The 19,119-nt window shown below is 71.1% G+C and carries 16 protein-coding genes; 14 read left to right on the top strand and 2 right to left on the bottom strand.

All coding sequences use genetic code 11. The features are described from left to right. The first annotated feature begins 57 nt into the window (after positions 1-57). The 9 genes from ftsW (at position 58) to WJM95_RS07990 (ending at position 8,721) form a co-directional block, all read left to right on the top strand. Positions 58-1,416, top strand: a complete 1,359-nt coding sequence (ftsW, locus tag WJM95_RS08030; RefSeq protein ID WP_339128873.1) for a putative lipid II flippase FtsW — start codon at positions 58-60, stop codon at positions 1,414-1,416. A 6-nt stretch (positions 1,417-1,422) separates the two neighbouring features. After that, the gene (gene murG, locus WJM95_RS08025; RefSeq protein ID WP_339128872.1) at positions 1,423-2,514 is read left to right on the top strand and encodes an undecaprenyldiphospho-muramoylpentapeptide beta-N-acetylglucosaminyltransferase; all 1,092 of its coding nucleotides are present in this window, start codon (positions 1,423-1,425) and stop codon (positions 2,512-2,514) included. Positions 2,515-2,539: 25 nt separating this feature from the next. Next, complete coding sequence (locus tag WJM95_RS08020) at positions 2,540-3,325, top strand: FtsQ-type POTRA domain-containing protein (RefSeq protein ID WP_339128871.1); 786 nt, start codon at positions 2,540-2,542, stop codon at positions 3,323-3,325. A 275-nt stretch (positions 3,326-3,600) separates the two neighbouring features. Next, the gene (ftsZ, locus tag WJM95_RS08015) at positions 3,601-4,794 is read left to right on the top strand and encodes a cell division protein FtsZ (RefSeq protein ID WP_339128870.1); all 1,194 of its coding nucleotides are present in this window, start codon (positions 3,601-3,603) and stop codon (positions 4,792-4,794) included. After that, positions 4,791-5,528 carry a peptidoglycan editing factor PgeF gene (pgeF, locus tag WJM95_RS08010; RefSeq protein WP_339128869.1) on the top strand — a complete coding sequence of 246 codons (738 nt, stop codon included), beginning with the start codon at positions 4,791-4,793 and terminating at the stop codon, positions 5,526-5,528. Before ftsZ ends, pgeF begins: the two co-directional genes overlap by 4 nt. 6 nt (positions 5,529-5,534) lie before the next feature. Next, complete coding sequence (locus tag WJM95_RS08005; protein WP_339128868.1) at positions 5,535-6,254, top strand: YggS family pyridoxal phosphate-dependent enzyme; 720 nt, start codon at positions 5,535-5,537, stop codon at positions 6,252-6,254. A gap of 129 nt (positions 6,255-6,383) precedes the next feature. Further along, positions 6,384-7,025 carry a cell division protein SepF gene (gene sepF / locus WJM95_RS08000; RefSeq protein WP_339128867.1) on the top strand — a complete coding sequence of 214 codons (642 nt, stop codon included), beginning with the start codon at positions 6,384-6,386 and terminating at the stop codon, positions 7,023-7,025. 51 nt (positions 7,026-7,076) lie between these two features. Further along, positions 7,077-7,364, top strand: a complete 288-nt coding sequence (locus WJM95_RS07995) for a YggT family protein (protein WP_339128866.1) — start codon at positions 7,077-7,079, stop codon at positions 7,362-7,364. A gap of 55 nt (positions 7,365-7,419) precedes the next feature. Further along, positions 7,420-8,721 carry a DivIVA domain-containing protein gene (locus tag WJM95_RS07990; protein ID WP_339128865.1) on the top strand — a complete coding sequence of 434 codons (1,302 nt, stop codon included), beginning with the start codon at positions 7,420-7,422 and terminating at the stop codon, positions 8,719-8,721. Positions 8,722-8,992: 271 nt separating this feature from the next. Here the strand turns inward: WJM95_RS07990 and ileS are convergent, their stop codons facing one another. After that, positions 8,993-12,136: an isoleucine--tRNA ligase gene (gene ileS, locus WJM95_RS07985; RefSeq protein WP_339128864.1), complete on the bottom strand. Its 3,144-nt coding sequence runs from the start codon at positions 12,134-12,136 to the stop codon at positions 8,993-8,995. A 582-nt stretch (positions 12,137-12,718) separates the two neighbouring features. On the opposite strand from ileS, the gene WJM95_RS07980 reads away from it, so the two are divergent. The 5 genes from WJM95_RS07980 (at position 12,719) to WJM95_RS07960 (ending at position 17,648) form a co-directional block, all read left to right on the top strand. Further along, positions 12,719-13,639, top strand: coding sequence for a TraR/DksA C4-type zinc finger protein (locus WJM95_RS07980; RefSeq protein WP_339128863.1), 921 nt, complete (start codon positions 12,719-12,721; stop codon positions 13,637-13,639). A gap of 157 nt (positions 13,640-13,796) precedes the next feature. Further along, positions 13,797-14,420, top strand: coding sequence for a signal peptidase II (gene lspA, locus WJM95_RS07975; protein ID WP_339128862.1), 624 nt, complete (start codon positions 13,797-13,799; stop codon positions 14,418-14,420). A gap of 122 nt (positions 14,421-14,542) precedes the next feature. Further along, positions 14,543-15,487, top strand: coding sequence for an RluA family pseudouridine synthase (locus WJM95_RS07970; protein WP_339128861.1), 945 nt, complete (start codon positions 14,543-14,545; stop codon positions 15,485-15,487). Next, positions 15,484-15,981 (top strand): GNAT family N-acetyltransferase, encoded by a 498-nt coding sequence (locus WJM95_RS07965; protein WP_339128860.1) that lies wholly within the window; start codon positions 15,484-15,486, stop codon positions 15,979-15,981. The genes WJM95_RS07970 and WJM95_RS07965 overlap by 4 nt, the downstream gene beginning before the upstream one ends. 80 nt (positions 15,982-16,061) lie before the next feature. Then, a complete protein-coding gene (locus tag WJM95_RS07960) occupies positions 16,062-17,648 on the top strand; it encodes a Na+/H+ antiporter (RefSeq protein WP_339128859.1) in 1,587 nt (528 codons plus the stop codon). Between the two features lie 274 nt (positions 17,649-17,922). Here the strand turns inward: WJM95_RS07960 and WJM95_RS07955 are convergent, their stop codons facing one another. Beyond that, positions 17,923-19,065: a mechanosensitive ion channel domain-containing protein gene (locus WJM95_RS07955; RefSeq protein WP_339128858.1), complete on the bottom strand. Its 1,143-nt coding sequence runs from the start codon at positions 19,063-19,065 to the stop codon at positions 17,923-17,925. Positions 19,066-19,119: the final 54 nt, after the last annotated feature.

Below are 19,119 nucleotides of genomic sequence, written 5' to 3'. Positions count from 1 at the left end.
GGCCGGGCGAACCTGGGAGGGACGCACGCGTGACATCGCTGTGGACCGAAGACTCCGATGCCGACTAGCCGCACCGGCCGCCCTCCCGTGCGCCGGGCCGGCCGGCCCGCCGCCGGGGCGCCGCGCGACAATCCCGTACGCCGTCTGCACCGGCGTGCCCGCAAGGCCTGGGACCGGCCGCTCACCGCGTACTACCTGATCCTCGGCGGCAGTCTGCTGATCACCGTGCTGGGCCTCGTGATGGTCTACTCGGCCTCGCAGATCACGGCGCTCCAGCTGTCGCTGCCCGGGTCGTTCTTCTTCCGCAAGCAGTTCCTGGCCGCCCTGATCGGCGGTGTCCTGCTGTTCGCCGCCTCACGGATGCCGGTGAAACTGCACCGGGCGCTGGCCTACCCGATCCTGGCGGGCGCCGTCTTCATGATGGCCCTCGTGCAGGTGCCCGGGATAGGACTCTCGGTCAACGGCAACCAGAACTGGATCTCGCTCGGCGGCTCGTTCCAGATCCAGCCCAGCGAGTTCGGCAAGCTCGCGCTCGTGCTCTGGGGCGCCGACCTGCTCGCCCGCAAACAGGACAAGCGGCTGCTGACCCAGTGGAAGCACATGCTGGTGCCGCTCGTGCCCGCCGCCTTCATGCTGCTCGGCCTGATCATGCTCGGCGGCGACATGGGCACGGCGATCATCCTCACGGCCATCCTGTTCGGACTGCTGTGGCTGGCCGGAGCGCCCACCCGGCTGTTCGTGGGCGTGCTGTCCGTGGCCCTGGCGATCGGCTTCGTGCTCATCAAGACGAGCCCCAACCGCATGTCCAGGCTGGCCTGCATCGGGGCGACCGAGCCCGGGCCGCACGACACCTGCTGGCAGGCCGTGCACGGCATCTACGCCCTCGCCTCCGGCGGCCTGTTCGGCTCCGGCCTCGGCGCCAGTGTGGAGAAATGGGGACAACTGCCCGAAGCGCACACCGACTTCATCTTCGCCGTCACCGGGGAGGAACTGGGCCTCGCGGGGACGCTGTCGGTGCTCGCCCTCTTCGCGGCTCTAGGCTATGCGGGTATCCGCGTGGCCGGACGCACGGAGGACCCCTTCGTGAGGTATGCCGCGGGAGGCGTGACCACCTGGATCACGGCCCAGGCCGTGATCAACATCGGTGCGGTGCTCGGTCTGCTGCCGATCGCCGGAGTCCCGCTCCCGCTGTTCTCCTACGGGGGTTCCGCCCTGCTGCCGACCATGTTCGCCATCGGGTTGCTGATCGCCTTCGCGCGTGACGACCCCGCTGCGCGGGCGGCTCTCGCGCTGCGGCAACCCCGCTTTGGCAGAAGGCGGGGTGCGGTGAGAGAGTCCGCAAGGGCCGCGGGGCCCCGGAGATGGAACACGATGCGACGGCGTGCCTCTGCGGCGCGTTCGTCCGGAGAGCGGTGAATTTCGGTGCATGTCGTACTCGCCGGCGGGGGGACCGCCGGCCACATCGAGCCCGCGCTCGCCCTCGCGGACGCCCTGCGCAGGCAGGACCCGACCGTGGGAATCACGGCCCTGGGCACGGAACGCGGCCTTGAGACCCGGCTCGTACCCGAGCGGGGCTACGAACTCGCGCTGATCCCGGCCGTACCGCTGCCGCGCAAGCCCACCCCCGAGCTGATCACGGTTCCCGGGCGGCTGCGCGGCACGATCAAGGCCGTCGAGCAGATCATGGAGCGGACCAAGGCGGACGCGGTCGTCGGCTTCGGCGGCTACGTGGCGCTGCCCGGCTATCTGGCGGCCAAGCGGCTCGGCGTGCCCATCGTGATCCACGAGGCCAACGCCCGGCCCGGACTCGCCAACAAGATCGGATCGCGGTACGCGGCCCAGGTCGCCGTCTCCACGCCCGACAGCAAGCTCCGCGGTGCCCGCTACATCGGCATCCCGCTGCGCCGCTCCATCGCCACCCTCGACCGGGCCGCCGTACGCCCCGAGGCGCGCGCCGCGTTCGGGCTCGACCCGAACCTGCCCACGCTCCTCGTGTCGGGCGGCTCGCAGGGCGCCCGCCGCCTCAACGAGGTGGTCCAGCAGGCGGCTCCGTACCTCCAGCAGGCGGGAATCCAGATCCTGCACGCGGTCGGCCCGAAGAACGAACTGCCGCAGGTGCACCAGATGCCGGGGATGCCCCCGTACATCCCGGTACCGTACGTGGACCGGATGGATCTCGCGTACGCCGCGGCCGACATGATGCTGTGCCGCGCGGGCGCGATGACCGTCGCCGAGCTCTCCGCCGTCGGACTGCCCGCCGCCTACGTCCCGCTGCCCATCGGCAACGGCGAACAGCGGCTGAACGCCCAGCCGGTGGTCAAGGCCGGCGGCGGACTGCTGGTCGACGACGCGGAGCTGACCCCGCAGTGGGTGCAGCAGAACGTGCTGCCCGTGCTCGCCGACCCGCACAAGCTGTACGAGATGTCGCGCGCCGCCAGCGAGTTCGGCCGCCGCGACGCCGACGACCTGCTCGTCGGCATGGTGTACGAGGCGATCGCCTCGCGCCACCGCTAGGACCGCATGAGGGAAGGCAGGGAGCGTGGCCGGACCGTCGACCGCCGAGCGCGGTGAACGCCAGAAGCTGGAGTCCGGCCCGCCCCGGCCGCCCCTCGTGGGGCGGCTCCGCCGCCTTCGTAGGCTCATCATCCTTTTGTTCGCCCTGGTGTTGGCCGGGGCCGCCGCCGTGTGGATCCTCTACGGTTCGCCCTGGTTCCGCACGGAACGCGTGTCCGTCTCCGGTACCCGCGTACTGACCGCCGCGCAGGTGCGGGAAGCGGCCGGAGTGCCGGTCGGATCCCCGCTGGTCTCCGTCGACACGGACGCCATCGAGGCGCGGCTGCTGAAGGAACTGCCCCGGATCGACTCGGTCGAGGTCGTCAGGTCCTGGCCGCACGGGATCGGTCTGAACGTCACCGAACGGACTCCCGTCCTGATCATCGGAAAAGGCGCGAAGTTCGTCGAAGTGGACGCCGGGGGCGTGCGGTTCGCCACGGTGCCCGACGCCCCGAAGGGCGTGCCCGTCCTGGAGCTGGCTGTGCCGAGGAGCGGTGCCCCGAGCCGTTTCCCCGCCGACCGGCTGGTGCGCGAGGCGGTGCGGATCGCGGGGGACATTCCGGCCCGGGTCGCCCGTGACACCCGTACGGTCAAGGTCCGTTCGTACGACGCCGTCTCCCTGGAGTTGAGCGGTGGCCGGACCGTCGAGTGGGGCAGCGCGGAGAAGGGCCCGGCCAAGGCCAGGACACTCCTTGCTCTCATGAAAGCCGATTCCGGGGCCCGGCACTTCGACGTGAGTGCCCCCACCGCCCCCGCATCCTCGGGCAGTTGACCCGCATCGGCGCAGGCCAGCACCCTGGTTGGGCAGTGCTGCGCCTGATCACATAGGGTGAAAAGAAAAACGGGAGGTTCGGCGTGTTCGTTGAACGCGCGCCACTTGTCGACTTAGTGTCCTGTTCGGAAGAGTCCAAGGAACAGACACACTGGTAACCCTAAACTTCAGCGTTAGGGTTCGGGTCGGCGTTCGGACCGTCCCACTCGGCATCAGTCGTCGGATCGCGAGCACGCGAGGCGACGACACGTAACTCGAGGCGAGAGGCCTTCGACGTGGCAGCACCGCAGAACTACCTCGCAGTCATCAAAGTCATCGGTGTCGGCGGCGGTGGTGTCAATGCCATCAACCGGATGATCGAGGTCGGTCTCAAGGGCGTCGAGTTCATCGCCATCAACACCGACGCTCAGGCGCTGTTGATGAGCGACGCCGACGTCAAGCTCGACGTCGGCCGGGAACTCACGCGCGGCCTCGGGGCCGGAGCGAACCCCGCGGTCGGCCGCAAGGCCGCCGAGGACCACCGCGAGGAGATCGAGGAGGTCCTCAAGGGGGCCGACATGGTCTTCGTGACGGCCGGAGAGGGCGGCGGCACCGGCACCGGCGGCGCGCCCGTCGTGGCCAACATCGCCCGCTCGCTCGGCGCCCTCACCATCGGTGTGGTCACCCGCCCGTTCACCTTCGAGGGCCGGCGCCGCGCGAACCAGGCCGAGGACGGCATCGCGGAGCTCCGCGAAGAGGTCGACACCCTCATCGTCATCCCGAACGACCGGCTGCTGTCCATCTCGGACCGCCAGGTCTCCGTCCTCGACGCCTTCAAGTCGGCGGACCAGGTCCTGCTCTCCGGCGTCCAGGGCATCACGGACCTCATCACCACCCCCGGTCTGATCAACCTCGACTTCGCCGACGTCAAGTCGGTCATGTCCGAGGCCGGTTCGGCCCTCATGGGGATCGGCTCGGCCCGCGGCGACGACCGCGCGGTGGCGGCGGCCGAGATGGCGATCTCCTCGCCGCTGCTCGAAGCCTCCATCGACGGCGCCCGGGGCGTCCTGCTGTCCATCTCCGGCGGCTCCGACCTCGGCCTGTTCGAGATCAACGAGGCGGCCCAGCTGGTCAGCGAGGCGGCCCACCCCGAGGCCAACATCATCTTCGGCGCCGTCATCGACGACGCCCTCGGCGACGAGGTGCGGGTCACCGTCATCGCCGCCGGCTTCGACGGCGGGCAGCCGCCGGCCAAGCGGGACAACGTCCTCGGCTCGGCCACGGCCCGGCGCGAGGAGCCCGCCCCGGCGCGCCAGGCCGAGAGCCGCCCGTCCTTCGGGTCGCTCGGCAGCGTGACGCCCAAGGAGCCCGCTCCGGAGCCCGCCCCCGAGCCGGTCAGCGAGCTGCCGGTGTCCCCGCCGGTCCCGCCGTCCCGTTCCTACTCGGACAGCGCGGCCGAGGAACTGGACGTGCCGGACTTCCTGAAGTGATAGGACAGCGCTCCGCTGCGAGCACCGTGAACGGCGCCCACTTCGCCTTCACCGACAGGTGGGGCGGGGTGAGCGCCGTTCCGTACGAGGAGCTCAACCTCGGCGGGGCGGTCGGCGACGACCCCGCCGCCGTGCGCGCCAACCGGGAACTCGCCGCAAAGGCGCTCGGGCTCGACCCGGCCCGGGTCGTCTGGATGAACCAGGTGCACGGGCCGGACGTGGCGGTCGTCGAGGAGCCCTGGGGCGCCTCGGAGATCCCCGCCGTCGACGCGGTCGTCACGGCGCGGCGGGGGCTGGCGCTCGCCGTGCTCACCGCCGACTGCACCCCCGTCCTGCTGGCCGACCCGGTCGCCGGTGTGGCGGCCGCCGCGCACGCGGGACGGCCGGGCATGGTCGCCGGCGTGGTTCCCGCGGCCGTACGGGCCATGGTGGAGCTCGGCGCCGATCCGGCCAGGATCGTCGCCCGCACCGGCCCCGCCGTCTGCGGACGGTGCTATGAGGTGCCGGACGCGATGCGCGCCGAGGTCGCCGCCGTCGAGCCGGCGGCGCACTCCGAGACGAGCTGGGGGACGCCCGCGGTCGACGTGACCGCAGGGGTGCAGGCACAGCTCGAACGGCTGGGGGTGCGCGACCGGGAGCGGTCGCCGGTGTGCACGCTCGAATCGCAGGACCACTTCTCGTACCGACGGGACCGCACCACGGGGCGGCTCGCGGGATATGTCTGGCTGGACTGATGGGGCATGACGGACCGTAAGGCTCAACTCGCCGCGAACCTGGCGAAAGTGGAAGAGCGCATCACGGCGGCGTGCACGGCCGCCGGGCGCAAACGCGAAGAGGTGACCCTGATCGTGGTCACCAAGACCTATCCCGCCGCCGATGTGCGGATCCTGTCGGAACTCGGTGTACGGCACGTGGCCGAGAACAAGGACCAGGACGCCGCGCCCAAGCGTGCGGAGTGCTCGGATCTGCCCTTGTTGTGGCATTTCGTCGGGCAATTGCAGACCAACAAGGTGCGTTCTGTGGTCGGTTACGCGGATTTCGTGCAGTCCGTCGACCGGGCCCGGCTCGTCACCGCCCTCTCGAAGGAGGCGGTGCGCGCGGAACGCGAGGTGGGATGCCTCATCCAGGTCGCGCTGGACGCGCAGGAGAGCGGACGGGGCGAGCGGGGCGGCGTGGGGGTCGGCGGGGTCGAGGAGTTGGCCGGACTGGTGGCGGACTCCCCGGGACTGCGGCTCGACGGGCTGATGACCGTGGCTCCGCTCACCGGCGCGTACGAGGGACGCCAACAACAGGCGTTCGAGCGGCTGATGGATTTGTCGACTGCCCTGCGCCGGGCCCATCCGGCTGCGAACATGGTCTCGGCAGGGATGAGCTCGGATCTCGAACAGGCCGTGGCGGCCGGAGCGACACATGTACGCGTCGGTACTGCGGTACTCGGAGTCCGACCCGGCCTCCGGTAACGTCGCCAAGAAGTCGGACCACAGCAGAAAATATGGTCATTACCGCCAAATGCGGGCATAACGACCTCGTGGATCGCGGGCACTTGGCAGTTCGTCAGCCGATCCACCACAGAGCGGAGGACTCAGAGCATGGCCGGCGCGATGCGCAAGATGGCGGTCTACCTCGGCCTCGTGGAGGACGATGGGTACGACGGCAGAGGATTCGACCCCGACGACGACTTCGAGCCCGAGCTCGACCCGGAGCCCGAGCGCGACCGGCGGCGGCACGAAGCGCCGCACCAGTCACATCAGGTGCACTCGTCCCAAAGGGACGAACCGGTACGAGTGGTACAGCCCCCGGCACCTCGCGACCCGGTGCCGCATTCCGCCTCGCTCGCCGCGGAGTCCGGGCGTCCGGCGCGCATCGCCCCCGTGGCGTCCATCACACAAGAACGTCAGAGCCTGGAGAAGAACGCCCCGGTGATCATGCCCAAGGTCGTGTCGGAACGAGAGCCGTACCGGATCACCACGCTGCACCCCCGGACCTACAACGAGGCCCGTACCATCGGGGAACACTTCCGTGAGGGCACCCCGGTGATCATGAACCTGACGGAGATGGACGACACTGACGCGAAGCGACTTGTCGACTTCGCCGCCGGTTTGGTGTTCGGTCTCCACGGCAGCATCGAGCGGGTGACGCAGAAGGTGTTCCTGTTGTCGCCTGCTAACGTCGATGTCACGGCGGAGGACAAGGCCCGCATCGCAGAGGGCGGGTTCTTCAACCAGAGCTGAGACGCAGTACCGGGAACACCGTAGGAAACAGGGGAGAGGGAAGCACGGATCATGAGCGTGGTCGGGCAGGTCTTCTACATCGCGCTGATGTGCTTCCTCATCGTGCTGATTTTCCGGCTGGTCATGGACTACGTCTTCCAGTTCGCCCGCTCATGGCAACCCGGCAAGGCGATGGTGGTCGTTCTGGAGGCCACCTACACTGTCACCGATCCACCGCTCAAGCTTCTGCGGCGGTTCATTCCGCCGCTGCGTCTCGGGGGCGTGGCGCTTGACCTGTCCTTCTTCGTGCTGATGATCATCGTCTTCATCTTGATCAGACTTACGCAGAACTTGATGTGAGCGATGTGAACGATACGGTCTTGCCGAATGCCGACGACTACGTTGAGGTGAAGAGATGCCGTTGACCCCCGAGGACGTGCGGAACAAGCAGTTCACGACCGTCCGCCTCCGAGAAGGCTATGACGAGGACGAGGTCGATGCCTTCCTCGACGAGGTCGAAGCCGAACTGACCCGCCTGCTCCGCGAGAACGAGGACCTGCGCGCCAAGCTGGCCGCCGCCACGCGCGCGGCCGCGCAGAACCAGCAGCAGCAGGGTATGCGCAAACCGCCCGAGCAGCAGGACCAGCAGGGACCGCCGCAGGGCATGCGCGGGCCCGGCGCTCCTGTGCCCGCGGGGATATCAGGTCCGCCGCAGGGGATGGGCGGTCCCATGGGTGGTCCCATGGGCGGCCCGCCCCAGCTGCCGAGCGGTGCCCCCGCGCTTCCCGCGGGTCCCAGTGGTCAGGGCGGCCCGCAGGGCCAGGGTCCGATGGGCCAGGGCCCCATGGGTCAGGGTCCGATGGGTCAGGGCCCCATGGGTCAGGGGCCGATGGGCCAGGGTCCGATGGGTCAGGGCCCCATGGGCCAGGGTGGTCCCGGTCAGATGCAGCAGATGGGTGGCCCCATGGGCCAGGGCGGCCCCGGCCAGATGCAGCAGATGGGTGGCCCGATGGGCGGTCCCATGGGTGGCCCGATGGGCGGTCCGATGGGTGGCCCCATGGGCGGTCCCATGGGCGGCCCCGGTCAGCAGATGCAGCAGCAGGGCCCCGGTGGCGACAGCGCCGCCCGTGTCCTCTCGCTGGCTCAGCAGACCGCCGACCAGGCGATCGCCGAGGCACGCTCCGAGGCCAACAAGATCGTCGGTGAGGCCCGCAGCCGCGCCGAGGGTCTGGAGCGCGACGCCCGTGCCAAGGCCGACGCCCTGGAGCGGGACGCGCAGGAGAAGCACCGCGTCGCGATGGGCTCCCTGGAGTCCGCCCGCGCCACGCTGGAGCGCAAGGTCGAGGACCTGCGCGGCTTCGAGCGCGAGTACCGAACGCGTCTGAAGTCCTACCTGGAGTCGCAGCTGCGCCAGCTGGAGACGCAGGCGGACGACTCGCTCGCTCCGCCGCGCACCCCGGCCGCCGCGTCCCTGCCGGCGTCCTCCGCGCCCTCCATGGCTCCCGCGGGTGCCGGTGCGCCGTCCTACGGCGGCAACCCGGGCATGGGCGGTGGCATGGGCGGACCGTCGCAGGGCGGACCGTCCTACGGCGGGCAGCAGCAGATGTCGCCCGCGATGACCCAGCCGATGGCTCCGGTGCGGCCCCAGGGCCCGTCGCCGATGCAGCAGGCGCCCTCGCCGATGCGCGGGTTCCTCATCGACGAGGACGACAACTGACGGCGGCCGTCACGCCCTAGGCGTCGGCAGCATTCAGGGCGAGGCCCCCGGATTCCGGGGGCCTCGCCCTTTTGCGTGCCCACCGAGGGGCTGTAAGGGGTCCAGGAGGCGCCGGCGGAGGCGCGTGGGCCTTTCCCGGGCGCGGGGAGGTTTCAGCCCCTCCGGCGTGCGAGGAGCGCGGTCCGGGGCGAAGGCCCGGGAAGGGCGAAGGCCCGGGGCCGCCAGGAGATCCTGGCGGCCCCGGGCCTTCGGTACGGGTGGGTGTTCCGCGTCACGCCTTGCGGAGACGGAACACCAGGGACAGCCCCTCGTCGGTGAACGGCTCCCCGTACGCGCCGTCGGCCTCGCCCTGGGCGAAGTCCGTGGCGAGGACCTCGTCGGCGATGAGGCCGGCGTGCTCGCCGAGCGCCGCGACGACCGCGGGGTCGGTGGAGGTCCAGCGGAGCGCGATGCGGTCGGCGACGTCGAGGCCGCTGTTCTTGCGGGCCTCCTGGATGAGCCGGATCGCGTCACGGGCGAGGCCCGCCTGCCGCAGCTCCTCGGTGATCTCCAGGTCGAGCGCGACGGTCGCGCCGGAGTCGGAGGCCACCGACCAGCCCTCGCGGGGGGTCTCCGTGATGATGACCTCGTCCGGGGCCAGGGTCACGGTCTCGCCGCCGACCTCGACCGACGCGGTGCCCTCGCGCAGGGCGAGGGACAGGGCGGCGGCATCGGCCTGGGAGATGGCCTTCGCCACATCCTGGACGCCCTTGCCGAAGCGCTTGCCCAGGGCGCGGAAGTTCGCCTTCGCGGTGGTGTCGACCAACGAGCCGCCCACCTCGGAGAGCGATGCGAGGGAACTCACATTCAGCTCCTCGGTGATCTGCGCGTGCAGCTCGGGGTCGAGCGCCGCGAAGCCGGTCGCCGCGATCAGCGCGCGGGACAGGGGCTGACGGGTCTTGACCCCGGACTCCGCGCGCGTGGCCCGGCCGAGCTCCACGAGACGGCGCACCAGCAGCATCTGGCGCGACAGCTCCGGGTCGATGACGGACAGGTCCGCCTCGGGCCAGCTCGACAGGTGCACCGACTCGGGGGCGTCCGGGGTGACCGGGACGACCAGGTCCTGCCAGACCCGCTCGGTGATGAACGGGGTCAGCGGGGCCATCAGCCGCGTGACCGTCTCCACGACCTCGTGCAGCGTGCGCAGCGCGGCCTTGTCGCCCTGCCAGAAGCGGCGGCGGGAGCGGCGCACGTACCAGTTCGAGAGGTCGTCGACGAAGGCCGACAGGAGCTTTCCGGCCCGCTGGGTGTCGTACGCCTCCAGAGCCTGCGTCACCTGGTCGGTGAGCGCGTGGAGTTCGGACAGCAGCCAGCGGTCCAGGACCGGACGGTCGGCCGGGGCCGGGTCGGCCGCGCTGGGCGCCCAGTCGCTGGTGCGGGCGTACAGGGCCTGGAAGGCGACGGTGTTCCAGTAGGTGAGGAGCGTCTTGCGGACGACCTCCTGGATGGTGCCGTGGCCCACGCGCCGGGCCGCCCACGGGGAGCCGCCGGCCGCCATGAACCAGCGCACCGCGTCGGCACCGTGCTGGTCCATCAGCGGGATCGGCTGGAGGATGTTGCCCAGGTGCTTGGACATCTTGCGGCCGTCTTCGGCGAGGATGTGGCCGAGGCACACCACGTTCTCGTACGAGGACTTGTCGAAGACCAGGGTGCCGACGGCCATCAGCGTGTAGAACCAGCCGCGCGTCTGGTCGATGGCCTCGGAGATGAACTGGGCCGGGTAGCGGCTCTCGAAGATCTCCTTGTTCTTGTACGGGTAGCCCCACTGCGCGAACGGCATCGAACCCGAGTCGTACCAGGCGTCGATGACCTCGGGGACGCGGGTCGCCGTCAGACCGCAGCCGCCCTGCGGGCACGGGAAGGTCACCGCGTCGATGTACGGGCGGTGCGGGTCGAGTCCGGACTGGTCGGTGCCGGTCAGCTCGGTCAGTTCCGCGCGCGAGCCGACACAGGTGAGGTGGCCCTCCTCGCAGGTCCACAGCGGCAGCGGGGTGCCCCAGTAACGGCTGCGCGAGAGCGCCCAGTCGATGTTGTTGTTCAGCCAGTCGCCGAAACGGCCGTGCTTGACGGACTCCGGGAACCAGTTGGTCCCCTCGTTCTCCTCCAGGAGGCGGTCCTTGACGGCCGTCGTGCGGATGTACCAGGAGGGCTGCGCGTAGTACAGGAGCGCGGTGTGGCAGCGCCAGCAGTGCGGGTAACTGTGCTCGTACGGAACGTGCTTGAAGAGCAGGCCGCGGCTCTGGAGGTCCTCGGTGAGCTTTTCGTCCGCTTTCTTGAAGAAGACACCGCCCACCAGGGGGACGCTCTCCTCGAAGGTGCCGTTCGGGCGGATCGGGTTCACCACCGGGAGGCCGTACGAGCGGCAGACCTTGAGGTCGTCCTCACCGAAGGCGGGGGACTGGTGGACCAGACCCGTGCCGTCCTCGGTCGTCACGTACTCGGCGTTGACCACGAAGTGGGCGGCCTCGGGGAACTCGATGAGCTCGAAGGGACGTTGATACGTCCAGCGCTCCATCTCGGCACCCGTGAAGGACTCGCCGGTGGTCTCCCAGCCCTCGCCGAGCGCCTTCTCCACGAGAGGCTGCGCGACGACGAGCTGCTCCTCGCCGTTCGTCACGACGACGTAGGTGACACCCGGGTGGGCGGCGACCGCGGTGTTGGACACCAGGGTCCACGGAGTGGTCGTCCACACCAGGAGCGCGGCGCGGCCGGCCAGCGGACCGGAGGTGAGCGGGAAACGGACGTACACGGAGGGGTCGACGATGGTCTCGTAGCCCTGGGCCAGCTCGTGGTCCGACAGGCCCGTCTCGTCGCGCGGGCACCAGGGCGCGACGCGGTAGTCCTGGACCAGCAGGCCCTTGTTGAAGATCTCCTTGAGCGACCACCACACGGACTCGATGTACTCGGGGTCCATGGTGCGGTAGGCATCCTCGAGGTCGACCCAGTAGCCCATGCGGTTCGTCAGCTCGGTGAACGCGTCGGTGTGGCGGGTCACGGACTGGCGGCACCGGTCGTTGAACTCGGCGATGCCGAACGCCTCGATGTCCTGCTTGCCGGTGAAGCCGAGCTCCTTCTCGACCGCCAGCTCCACGGGGAGGCCGTGGCAGTCCCAGCCGGCCTTGCGGCCCACGTGGTACCCGCGCATGGTGCGGAAGCGCGGGAAGACGTCCTTGAAGACGCGCGCCTCGATGTGGTGGGCACCCGGCATGCCGTTGGCGGTGGGCGGGCCTTCGTAGAACACCCACTCCGGCCGGCCCTCGGACTGCTCGAGGCTCTTGGCGAAGATCTTCTGCTCACGCCAGAAGTCGAGCACGGCGTGCTCGAGTGCGGGCAGGTCGACCTGGGCGGGCACCTGGCGGTACGTCGGCGCTGTCATCGGCGAGCTTCCTCCAACGGACTTTCTGCCTTCCGTCGGAGGGACGAGAGCCGTGTTGCTACGGACGCCGTGTGCGGCGCGCTCCCGCGGTACCACCCTCCTTGGCCCTCCGATGCGCCGTTCGCGCCGGTGAGCCCCCTCATTGGGGTCGCGATGCCGGGTCTACTGGCCCCAGAGGGGTGTTCTGCCGGCGGCTCCGGGGTGATCTTCGCGTCGCGCTCGCCCCCGGGCTTCCACCGTCCCCGGGTCGCTCCTGGCCGCGTACGCCGCTACTCGTCCCCATCCACGCTTCTCGCTCCGCCCAGTGTACGGCGCCCCGGGGACGGCGGCCGACCGGTTTTCCCGGTCACCGCCGTGGCCTGCGCCGTGACCCGAATGGCGAGGTGCGCGCGTCCGGATCCCGGGACGCCGGCCCCGGCGGATTACCCGGCGGGGAGCTGGGCACAACGGAGGCAGACTCGCCGCGCGGGGCTCGCGTGGCGGGCGAATCGTGGTCAGGTCCCGTTGCCGCGGGCCGGAAGTCGATTTATCGTCCCAGCACGATTCGCGAGCAAGATCACAATATGTGAAGGGGCCGCGGCCATGGTGGCGAAGAAGACCGCCGTACAGCAGTCGGCGTCGGGCAGATCCACGAGAGCGGCGGCCAAGGACACGGACGGGAAGAAGAGCGCGCAGACGGCCACCGCGGCGACCGGGACGGAGCCGGTGAGGGCTGCCGGCGGGTCGGCCGAACCGGCCGGCGGGACGGCGTCCGCGAAGACGGCGGGAACGAGGGCGGCGTCCTCCAAGGCCGCTCCCGCGAAGGCCGCGGGCAGGAAGACGGCCGCCAGGAAGGCCGGCGCCAAGAAGGCGGCCACGGCGGCGGGCGGGCACACGTCCGGGAAGTCGGCGGCGCCGGCCGGTGCCGCGGCGGGGAAGAGCGCGGGCACGGCACGCAAGAGCACCGGAGGGGCCGGGAAGACGGCCGCCTCGGCGGCCCAGGGCGCGGCCGAGGCCGCGAAGACGACGGGAGCCACGACGGTGGTTGCGAAGAAGACCCGTGGCTCTGCCACGGCCGCGAAGAAGGCCACCGCGGTACCGAAGGCGAGGATCGCCGCGGTGGAACCCGGAGAGCTCGCGGTGCGGCCGGGAGAGGACCCCTGGACGCCGGAGGAGGTCGGGGAGGCCCGGGCGGAGCTCCAGTCGGAGGCGCTGCGGCTGCGCGCCGAGATCTCCTCGTCCGAGGAGGCCCTCGCGGGCCTGATGCGCGACTCCGGCGACGGCGCGGGCGACGACCAGGCGGACACCGGTACGAAGAACATCACGCGCGAGCACGAGATGGCGCTCAACTCGAACGCGCGCGAGACGCTGGAGCAGACCGAGCACGCCCTGGACCGCCTCGACGCGGGCACCTACGGGCTCTGCGAGAACTGCGGCAACGCCATCGGCAAGGCCCGTATGCAGGCATTCCCGCGCGCCACCCTGTGCGTCGAGTGCAAGCAGAAGCAGGAACGCAGGCACTGAGGACCCCGGCGCGGCGCCCCGGAGCCGCACTCCCGCGCGCGGGAGTGCCCCTGAGCAGGGGGGCCCGCGCGCGGGAGTGATCCTGACCACCTTCGCCCGCAGGCGTGTGCCGTACCCTCGTCCTCAGTCAGGAACCTAGGTCGAGGGACTCACTCACGTGGCAGAGGCGGAGCGCATCATCGGTACGCCGGACATTCCAGGGGCGGCGGCCGCCGAACCGGAGCGGTCCGGCGGGAACGCGGCGTCCGGAGACCGGTCCGGGGCCGACGCGCCGGTCCCGGCCGAGCGGCCCCGGGGCAAGCGCAGGATTGCCGTGCTCTTCACGGTGGCCGTCCTGGCGTACGCCCTCGATCTCGTCAGCAAGATGATCGTGGTGGCGAAGCTGGAGCACCACGACTCGATCGACATCCTCGGGGACTGGCTGAAGTTCGAGGCGATCCGCAACGCGGGCGCCGCCTTCGGCTTCGGCCAGGCCTTCACGGTCATCTTCACGGTGATCGCGGCGGCGGTGATCGTCGTCATCGCCCGGCTCGCCCGCAAGCTGTACAGCTTGCCGTGGGCCATCGCGCTCGGCCTCCTGCTCGGCGGCGCGCTCGGCAACCTGACCGACCGGGTCTTCCGCTCGCCCGGCGTCTTCGAGGGCGCGGTCGTGGACTTCATCGCACCCAATCACTTCGCCGTCTTCAACCTCGCCGACTCGGCGATCGTCTGCGGCGGCATCCTCATCGTGCTGCTGTCGTTCCGGGGTCTCGACCCGGACGGCACCGTCCACAAGGACTGACCCTCCCGGCCGCCGTACGGGCCGTCCCGCGGCCCGTACGGCGGCCTCGGGCGGGCTCCTGCCGTGCACTGGCGTTCGGGACGTGGTCCGGCGGTGTCCGAGCCGTCCGGCATACTCGACGGGTGAGCACCATTCCCGAGATCCGCACCCTGCCCGTGCCCGACGGCCTGGAGGGCGAGCGTGTCGACGCCGCCATCTCCCGCATGCTGGGCTTCTCCCGTACCAAGGCCGCTGAGCTCGCCGCGGCGGGGAAGGTCACGGTCGACGGCTCGGTGGTCGGCAAGTCCGAGCGCGTGCACGGCGGCGCCTGGCTCGAGGTGGAGATGCCCGGCGCCCCCGCCCCCGTGCAGATCGTCGCCGAGCCCGTCGAGGGCATGGAGATCATCCACGACGACGACGACGTGCTCGTGATCGTCAAGCCCGTCGGCGTGGCCGCGCACCCCAGCCCCGGCTGGTCCGGCCCGACCGTCATCGGCGGTCTCGCGGCCGCCGGCTACCGCATCTCGACCTCCGGCGCCGCGGAGCGCCAGGGCATCGTCCACCGCCTGGACGTGGGCACCTCGGGCCTGATGACGGTCGCCAAGTCGGAGTACGCGTACACCTCGCTCAAGCGCCAGTTCAAGGAGCGCACGGTCGACAAGCGCTACCACGCGCTCGTGCAGGGCCACCCTGACCCGACCAGCGGCACGATCGACGCGCCCATCGGACGCCACCCGAACCACGACTACAAGTGGGCGGTCACGGCCGAGGGCAAGCCCTCCGTCACGCACTACGACCTGGTCGAGGCGTTCCGCGCCGCCTCCCTGCTCGACATCAAGCTGGAGACCGGGCGCACCCACCAGATCCGCGTCCACATGTCGGCCCACCGCCACCCCTGCGTCGGCGACCTGACCTACGGCGCCGACCCCACGCTCGCCAAGCGCCTCGGCATCACCCGCCAGTGGCTGCACGCGGTGCGGCTCGGCTTCGAGCACCCCGCCGACGGGCGGTGGGTGGAGTTCGAGAGCGACTACCCCGAGGACCTTCAGCGGGCCCTCGACAAGGTCCGTGAGGAGAGCAACGCGTGAGCGGCGCCCCGGACACGGACCTTTCCCCCGCGGGCGTGTACGAGGTGCGCGTCGCCGAGGGCGCCGGCGACCGTGAGGCCTGCTTCGCGGTGCGCAAGGACGTCTTCGTCGGCGAGCAGGGCGTCCCGCAGGACATCGAGTACGACGCCTACGACCCCGGCGCCCTGCACGTGCTGGCCATCCGCGAGGACGGCGTACCCCTCGGCACCGGGCGGCTCCTGGAGGGCGACGCGGCCGCGGCGAAGGTCGGCGGGGATCCGGCCGTCGGCTCCCTCGGGCGGCTCGCCGTGACCCGCGCGGCGCGCGGACTCGGCGTCGGCGCCGCGCTCGTACGGGCCATCGAGACCGCGGCCCGCGCGCGGGGACTGGCCGCCGTGGACCTGCACGCCCAGACCCACGCCCTGGGGTTCTACGAACGGCTCGGATACGTGGCCTACGGTCCCGAGTTCGCGGACGCGGGAATGCCGCACCGCGCGATGCGCAAGGCGCTGTGAGCCGGGGATCGCGCTAGCCGCGTGGCACGCTTGGGGTCTGGTACGCCTTTGATCGTCTAGACCCCGCCGGAGCACTGACCGTGGATCAGTTGGCCCTGCTGTTCGTGCTGCTGCTCGGCGCCGTGGTCAGCGTCCCGCTCGGAGAGCGGTGGGGGTTTCCCGCGCCGGTCCTGATGACGCTGCTCGGCATAGTGCTGGCCGTGCTGGACTTCGTCCCGAACGTGGACATCCCGCCGGAACTGATCCTGCCCGCGCTGCTGCCGCCGCTGCTGTACGCCGCGGTGCGCCGTACCTCGTGGAGACAGTTCGCCGCGAACAGACGCCCGATCTTCCTGCTCGCCGTGGCCCTGGTGTTCGTCACCACACTGGCCGTCGCGGGCGTCGCGAGCTCGATCGTGCCGGGTCTGCCGCTCGCCGCCGCCTTCGCGCTCGGCGCGCTCGTGGCACCCCCGGACCCGGTCGCGGCGACCGCCGTCGCCGGTCAGCTCGGGCTGCCGCGCCGCCTGGTGTCGATCCTGGAGGGGGAGGGCCTCTTCAACGACGTGACGGCGATCGTGCTCTACCACGTCGCGATCGCCGCGGCCGTCAGCGGCAGCTTCTCGCCCTGGCGGGCCGGACTCGACTTCGTGCTCTCCGCCGTCGTCGCGCTCGCCGTCGGGCTGGCCCTCGGCTGGGCCGCGAACCGGCTGATGACCCTGGTCGGGGACGCCTCCCTCCAGGTCGGTCTCACCCTGCTGGTGCCCTACGCCGCCTACGTGCTGGCCGAGGAACTGCACGGATCGGGCGTCCTCGCCGTGCTCGTCACCGCCCTGTTCCTGGCCGAGTACGCCACCGACGCCGACGACGTCATGACCCGGCTCGCCGGGTCGACCGTCTGGGAGGTGGTGGACACGCTCGTCACCGGGGTCGCGTTCGGGCTCATCGGCCTCGAACTGCACAACGCGATCCGTACGGCGTCGGGACGCTGGGGGGAGCTGCTCGGCTGGGCCGCCACGATCGTCGTGGTGGTCGTGTTCGTCCGCCTTGCCTGGCTGCTGCCGGCGACCTGGCTGACCAAACGGCTGCACGCCAAGCGGGACTACGACGAGGAGATCCCGACCTCGTGGCGGGAGACCGTGGTCATGTGGTGGGCCGGGATGCGCGGGGTCGCCTCCGTGGCCCTGGCGCTCGCGATTCCGCTGAAGATGGACGACGGGGCGCCGTTCCCCGACCGGGACGAGATCGTGTTCATCGCGTTCGGGGTGATCATGGCGACCCTGGTGCTCCAGGGGCTCACCCTGCCGTGGCTGGTCAGGAAGCTCGGGGTGCGGGCCGACGAGGACGTCGAGAAGGCCTTCGAGAAGGAGCTCGCGGTACGGGCCGCCAAGGCCGCGCGGCGCAGGCTGCGCGAGATCGAGGAGGTCGAGGAGCTGCCGGAGGAGCTGTCCGAGCAGCTGCTGCGCCGGGCCTTCGAGATCGGGGTGCGGATCAGTCCCGACATGGGGGACGAGGAGCGGCGCGAGGCGCATGTGCAGCGGGTCCGGCGGATGAAGCGGATGCGGCGGATCCAGGGGGAGATGATGAGCGCGGCCCGGCACGAGGTGCTGTCCGCGCGGAGCGAGCCCGGGGCCGACCCGGAGATCGTGGACCGCGTCCTGCGCCACCTCGACGTCCGCAGCCTCCGCTGAGACCTGAGACCTGAGACCTGAGACCTGAGGCCCGAGCCCCGAGCCCCGACGCCTGACGTGTACCGGCCGAGGCCCGACGCCGACTCCCGAGGCCCGAACTGACGCCTGTCGCCCGACGCCGACGCCCGAGCCCCGAACTGACGCCTGACGCCCGACGGCGACACCCGAGCCCTGCGGCCCCATGCCCGGTGTCTGACGCCCGGTCGGTCCGGTGCGTTCGGGCGGGCCCGCCGGGCTTCCGGCCCGGGGCCGAGGGCAGGGGCTGGGGGCCGGGTCAGCCGCGGCCGGGGCCGGTGCGGGGCGCTTCGTGGGTGTGGCGGCCGTGGTTGGTGCGGGCGGCCACCGCGTCCGCCTCCGGGCGTCCCGTCCGCCGGGCCTGCCCCGGCAGCGGCGCCGCCTCGGCGGTGGCGACACGGGGCAGCGCGTACGGGTGCTGCTCGCCCAGCCAGCGGAGCAGCTGCTCGCGGACCGTGACCCGTACCGTCCAGATGTCGTCCGCGTCCTTCGCGGTGACCAGCGCGCGCACCTGCATGGTGCTGGGCGTCGAGTCGGTCACGGCGAGGCCGTAGTCGCGGCCGTCCCAGGCCGGGCACGCCCGCAGGATGTCCCGCAGCTTCCCGCGCATCGCCTCCACCGGGGCCGAGTGGTCCAGGTGCAGGAACACGATCCCGGTCATCTGGGGCGTGCCGCGCGACCAGTTCTCGAAGGGCTTGGAGGTGAAGTACGAGACCGGCATGGTGATCCGGCGCTCGTCCCACGTCCGGACCGTCAGGAACGTCAGGGTGATCTCCTCGACGGTGCCCCACTCGCCGTCGACCACCACGGTGTCGCCGAGCCGCACCATGTCGCCGAAGGCGATCTGGAGTCCGGCGAAGAGGTTCGAGAGCGTGGACTGGGCGGCGACACCGGCGACGATGCCGAGGATCCCGGCCGAGGCCAGCAGCGAGGCACCGGCCGCGCGCATCGCGGGGAACGTCAGCAGCATCGCGGCGGCCGCGACGACACCGACGACCGCGGTGACCACCCGCTGGATCAGCGTGACCTGGGTGCGGACCCGCCGGATCCGGGCCGGATCGCGGTGCGCGTTCGCGTAGCGGCTGTACGAGGTCTCGACGACCGCCGTGGCGATGCTCACCACCAGCCAGGCGGCGGCGCCGATGAGGATGAGGGTCAGGGTCCGGCCGATGCCGGTCCGGTGCTCGACCAGGATCCTCACCTGGCCGTAGGAACCTCTGAGCAGGGCCGCGAACAGGACGAGCTGGAAGGGGACGCGGCCGCGGCGGAGCAGACCCCACAGGGAGGTCTGGCTGTGCCGGTCGGCGGCCCGGCGCAGCAGACGGTCCACGGACCATCCGATGAGCAGGCTGAGCACGACCGAGCCGCCGACGACGATCACCGGGCGCAGTACGTTCTCCATGCCTGAGAACGTAACCGGCCCTCGGCGTCATGAACCTGTGTTCTCGGGGCGCAA

It is taken from the genome of Streptomyces sp. f51 (assembly GCF_037940415.1).
Classification (GTDB): Bacteria; Actinomycetota; Actinomycetes; order Streptomycetales; family Streptomycetaceae; genus Streptomyces.
Note: the sequence above shows the minus strand (reverse complement) of the source record. Positions and strands in the feature narration are given on the sequence as shown.

Bases quoted from the DNA above. Each gene is read 5' to 3' on its own strand.
- WJM95_RS08005 (WP_339128868.1), top strand. From the start codon at position 5,535: ATGACGGACCGTAAGGCTCAACTCGCCGCGAACCTGGCGAAAGTGGAA.
- sepF (WP_339128867.1), top strand. From the start codon at position 6,384: ATGGCCGGCGCGATGCGCAAGATGGCGGTCTACCTCGGCCTCGTGGAG.
- WJM95_RS07990 (WP_339128865.1), top strand. From the start codon at position 7,420: ATGCCGTTGACCCCCGAGGACGTGCGGAACAAGCAGTTCACGACCGTC.
- ftsW (WP_339128873.1), top strand. From the start codon at position 58: ATGCCGACTAGCCGCACCGGCCGCCCTCCCGTGCGCCGGGCCGGCCGG.
- ileS (WP_339128864.1), bottom strand. From the start codon at position 12,136: ATGACAGCGCCGACGTACCGCCAGGTGCCCGCCCAGGTCGACCTGCCC.
- WJM95_RS07955 (WP_339128858.1), bottom strand. From the start codon at position 19,065: ATGGAGAACGTACTGCGCCCGGTGATCGTCGTCGGCGGCTCGGTCGTG.
- WJM95_RS07995 (WP_339128866.1), top strand. From the start codon at position 7,077: ATGAGCGTGGTCGGGCAGGTCTTCTACATCGCGCTGATGTGCTTCCTC.
- WJM95_RS07980 (WP_339128863.1), top strand. From the start codon at position 12,719: ATGGTGGCGAAGAAGACCGCCGTACAGCAGTCGGCGTCGGGCAGATCC.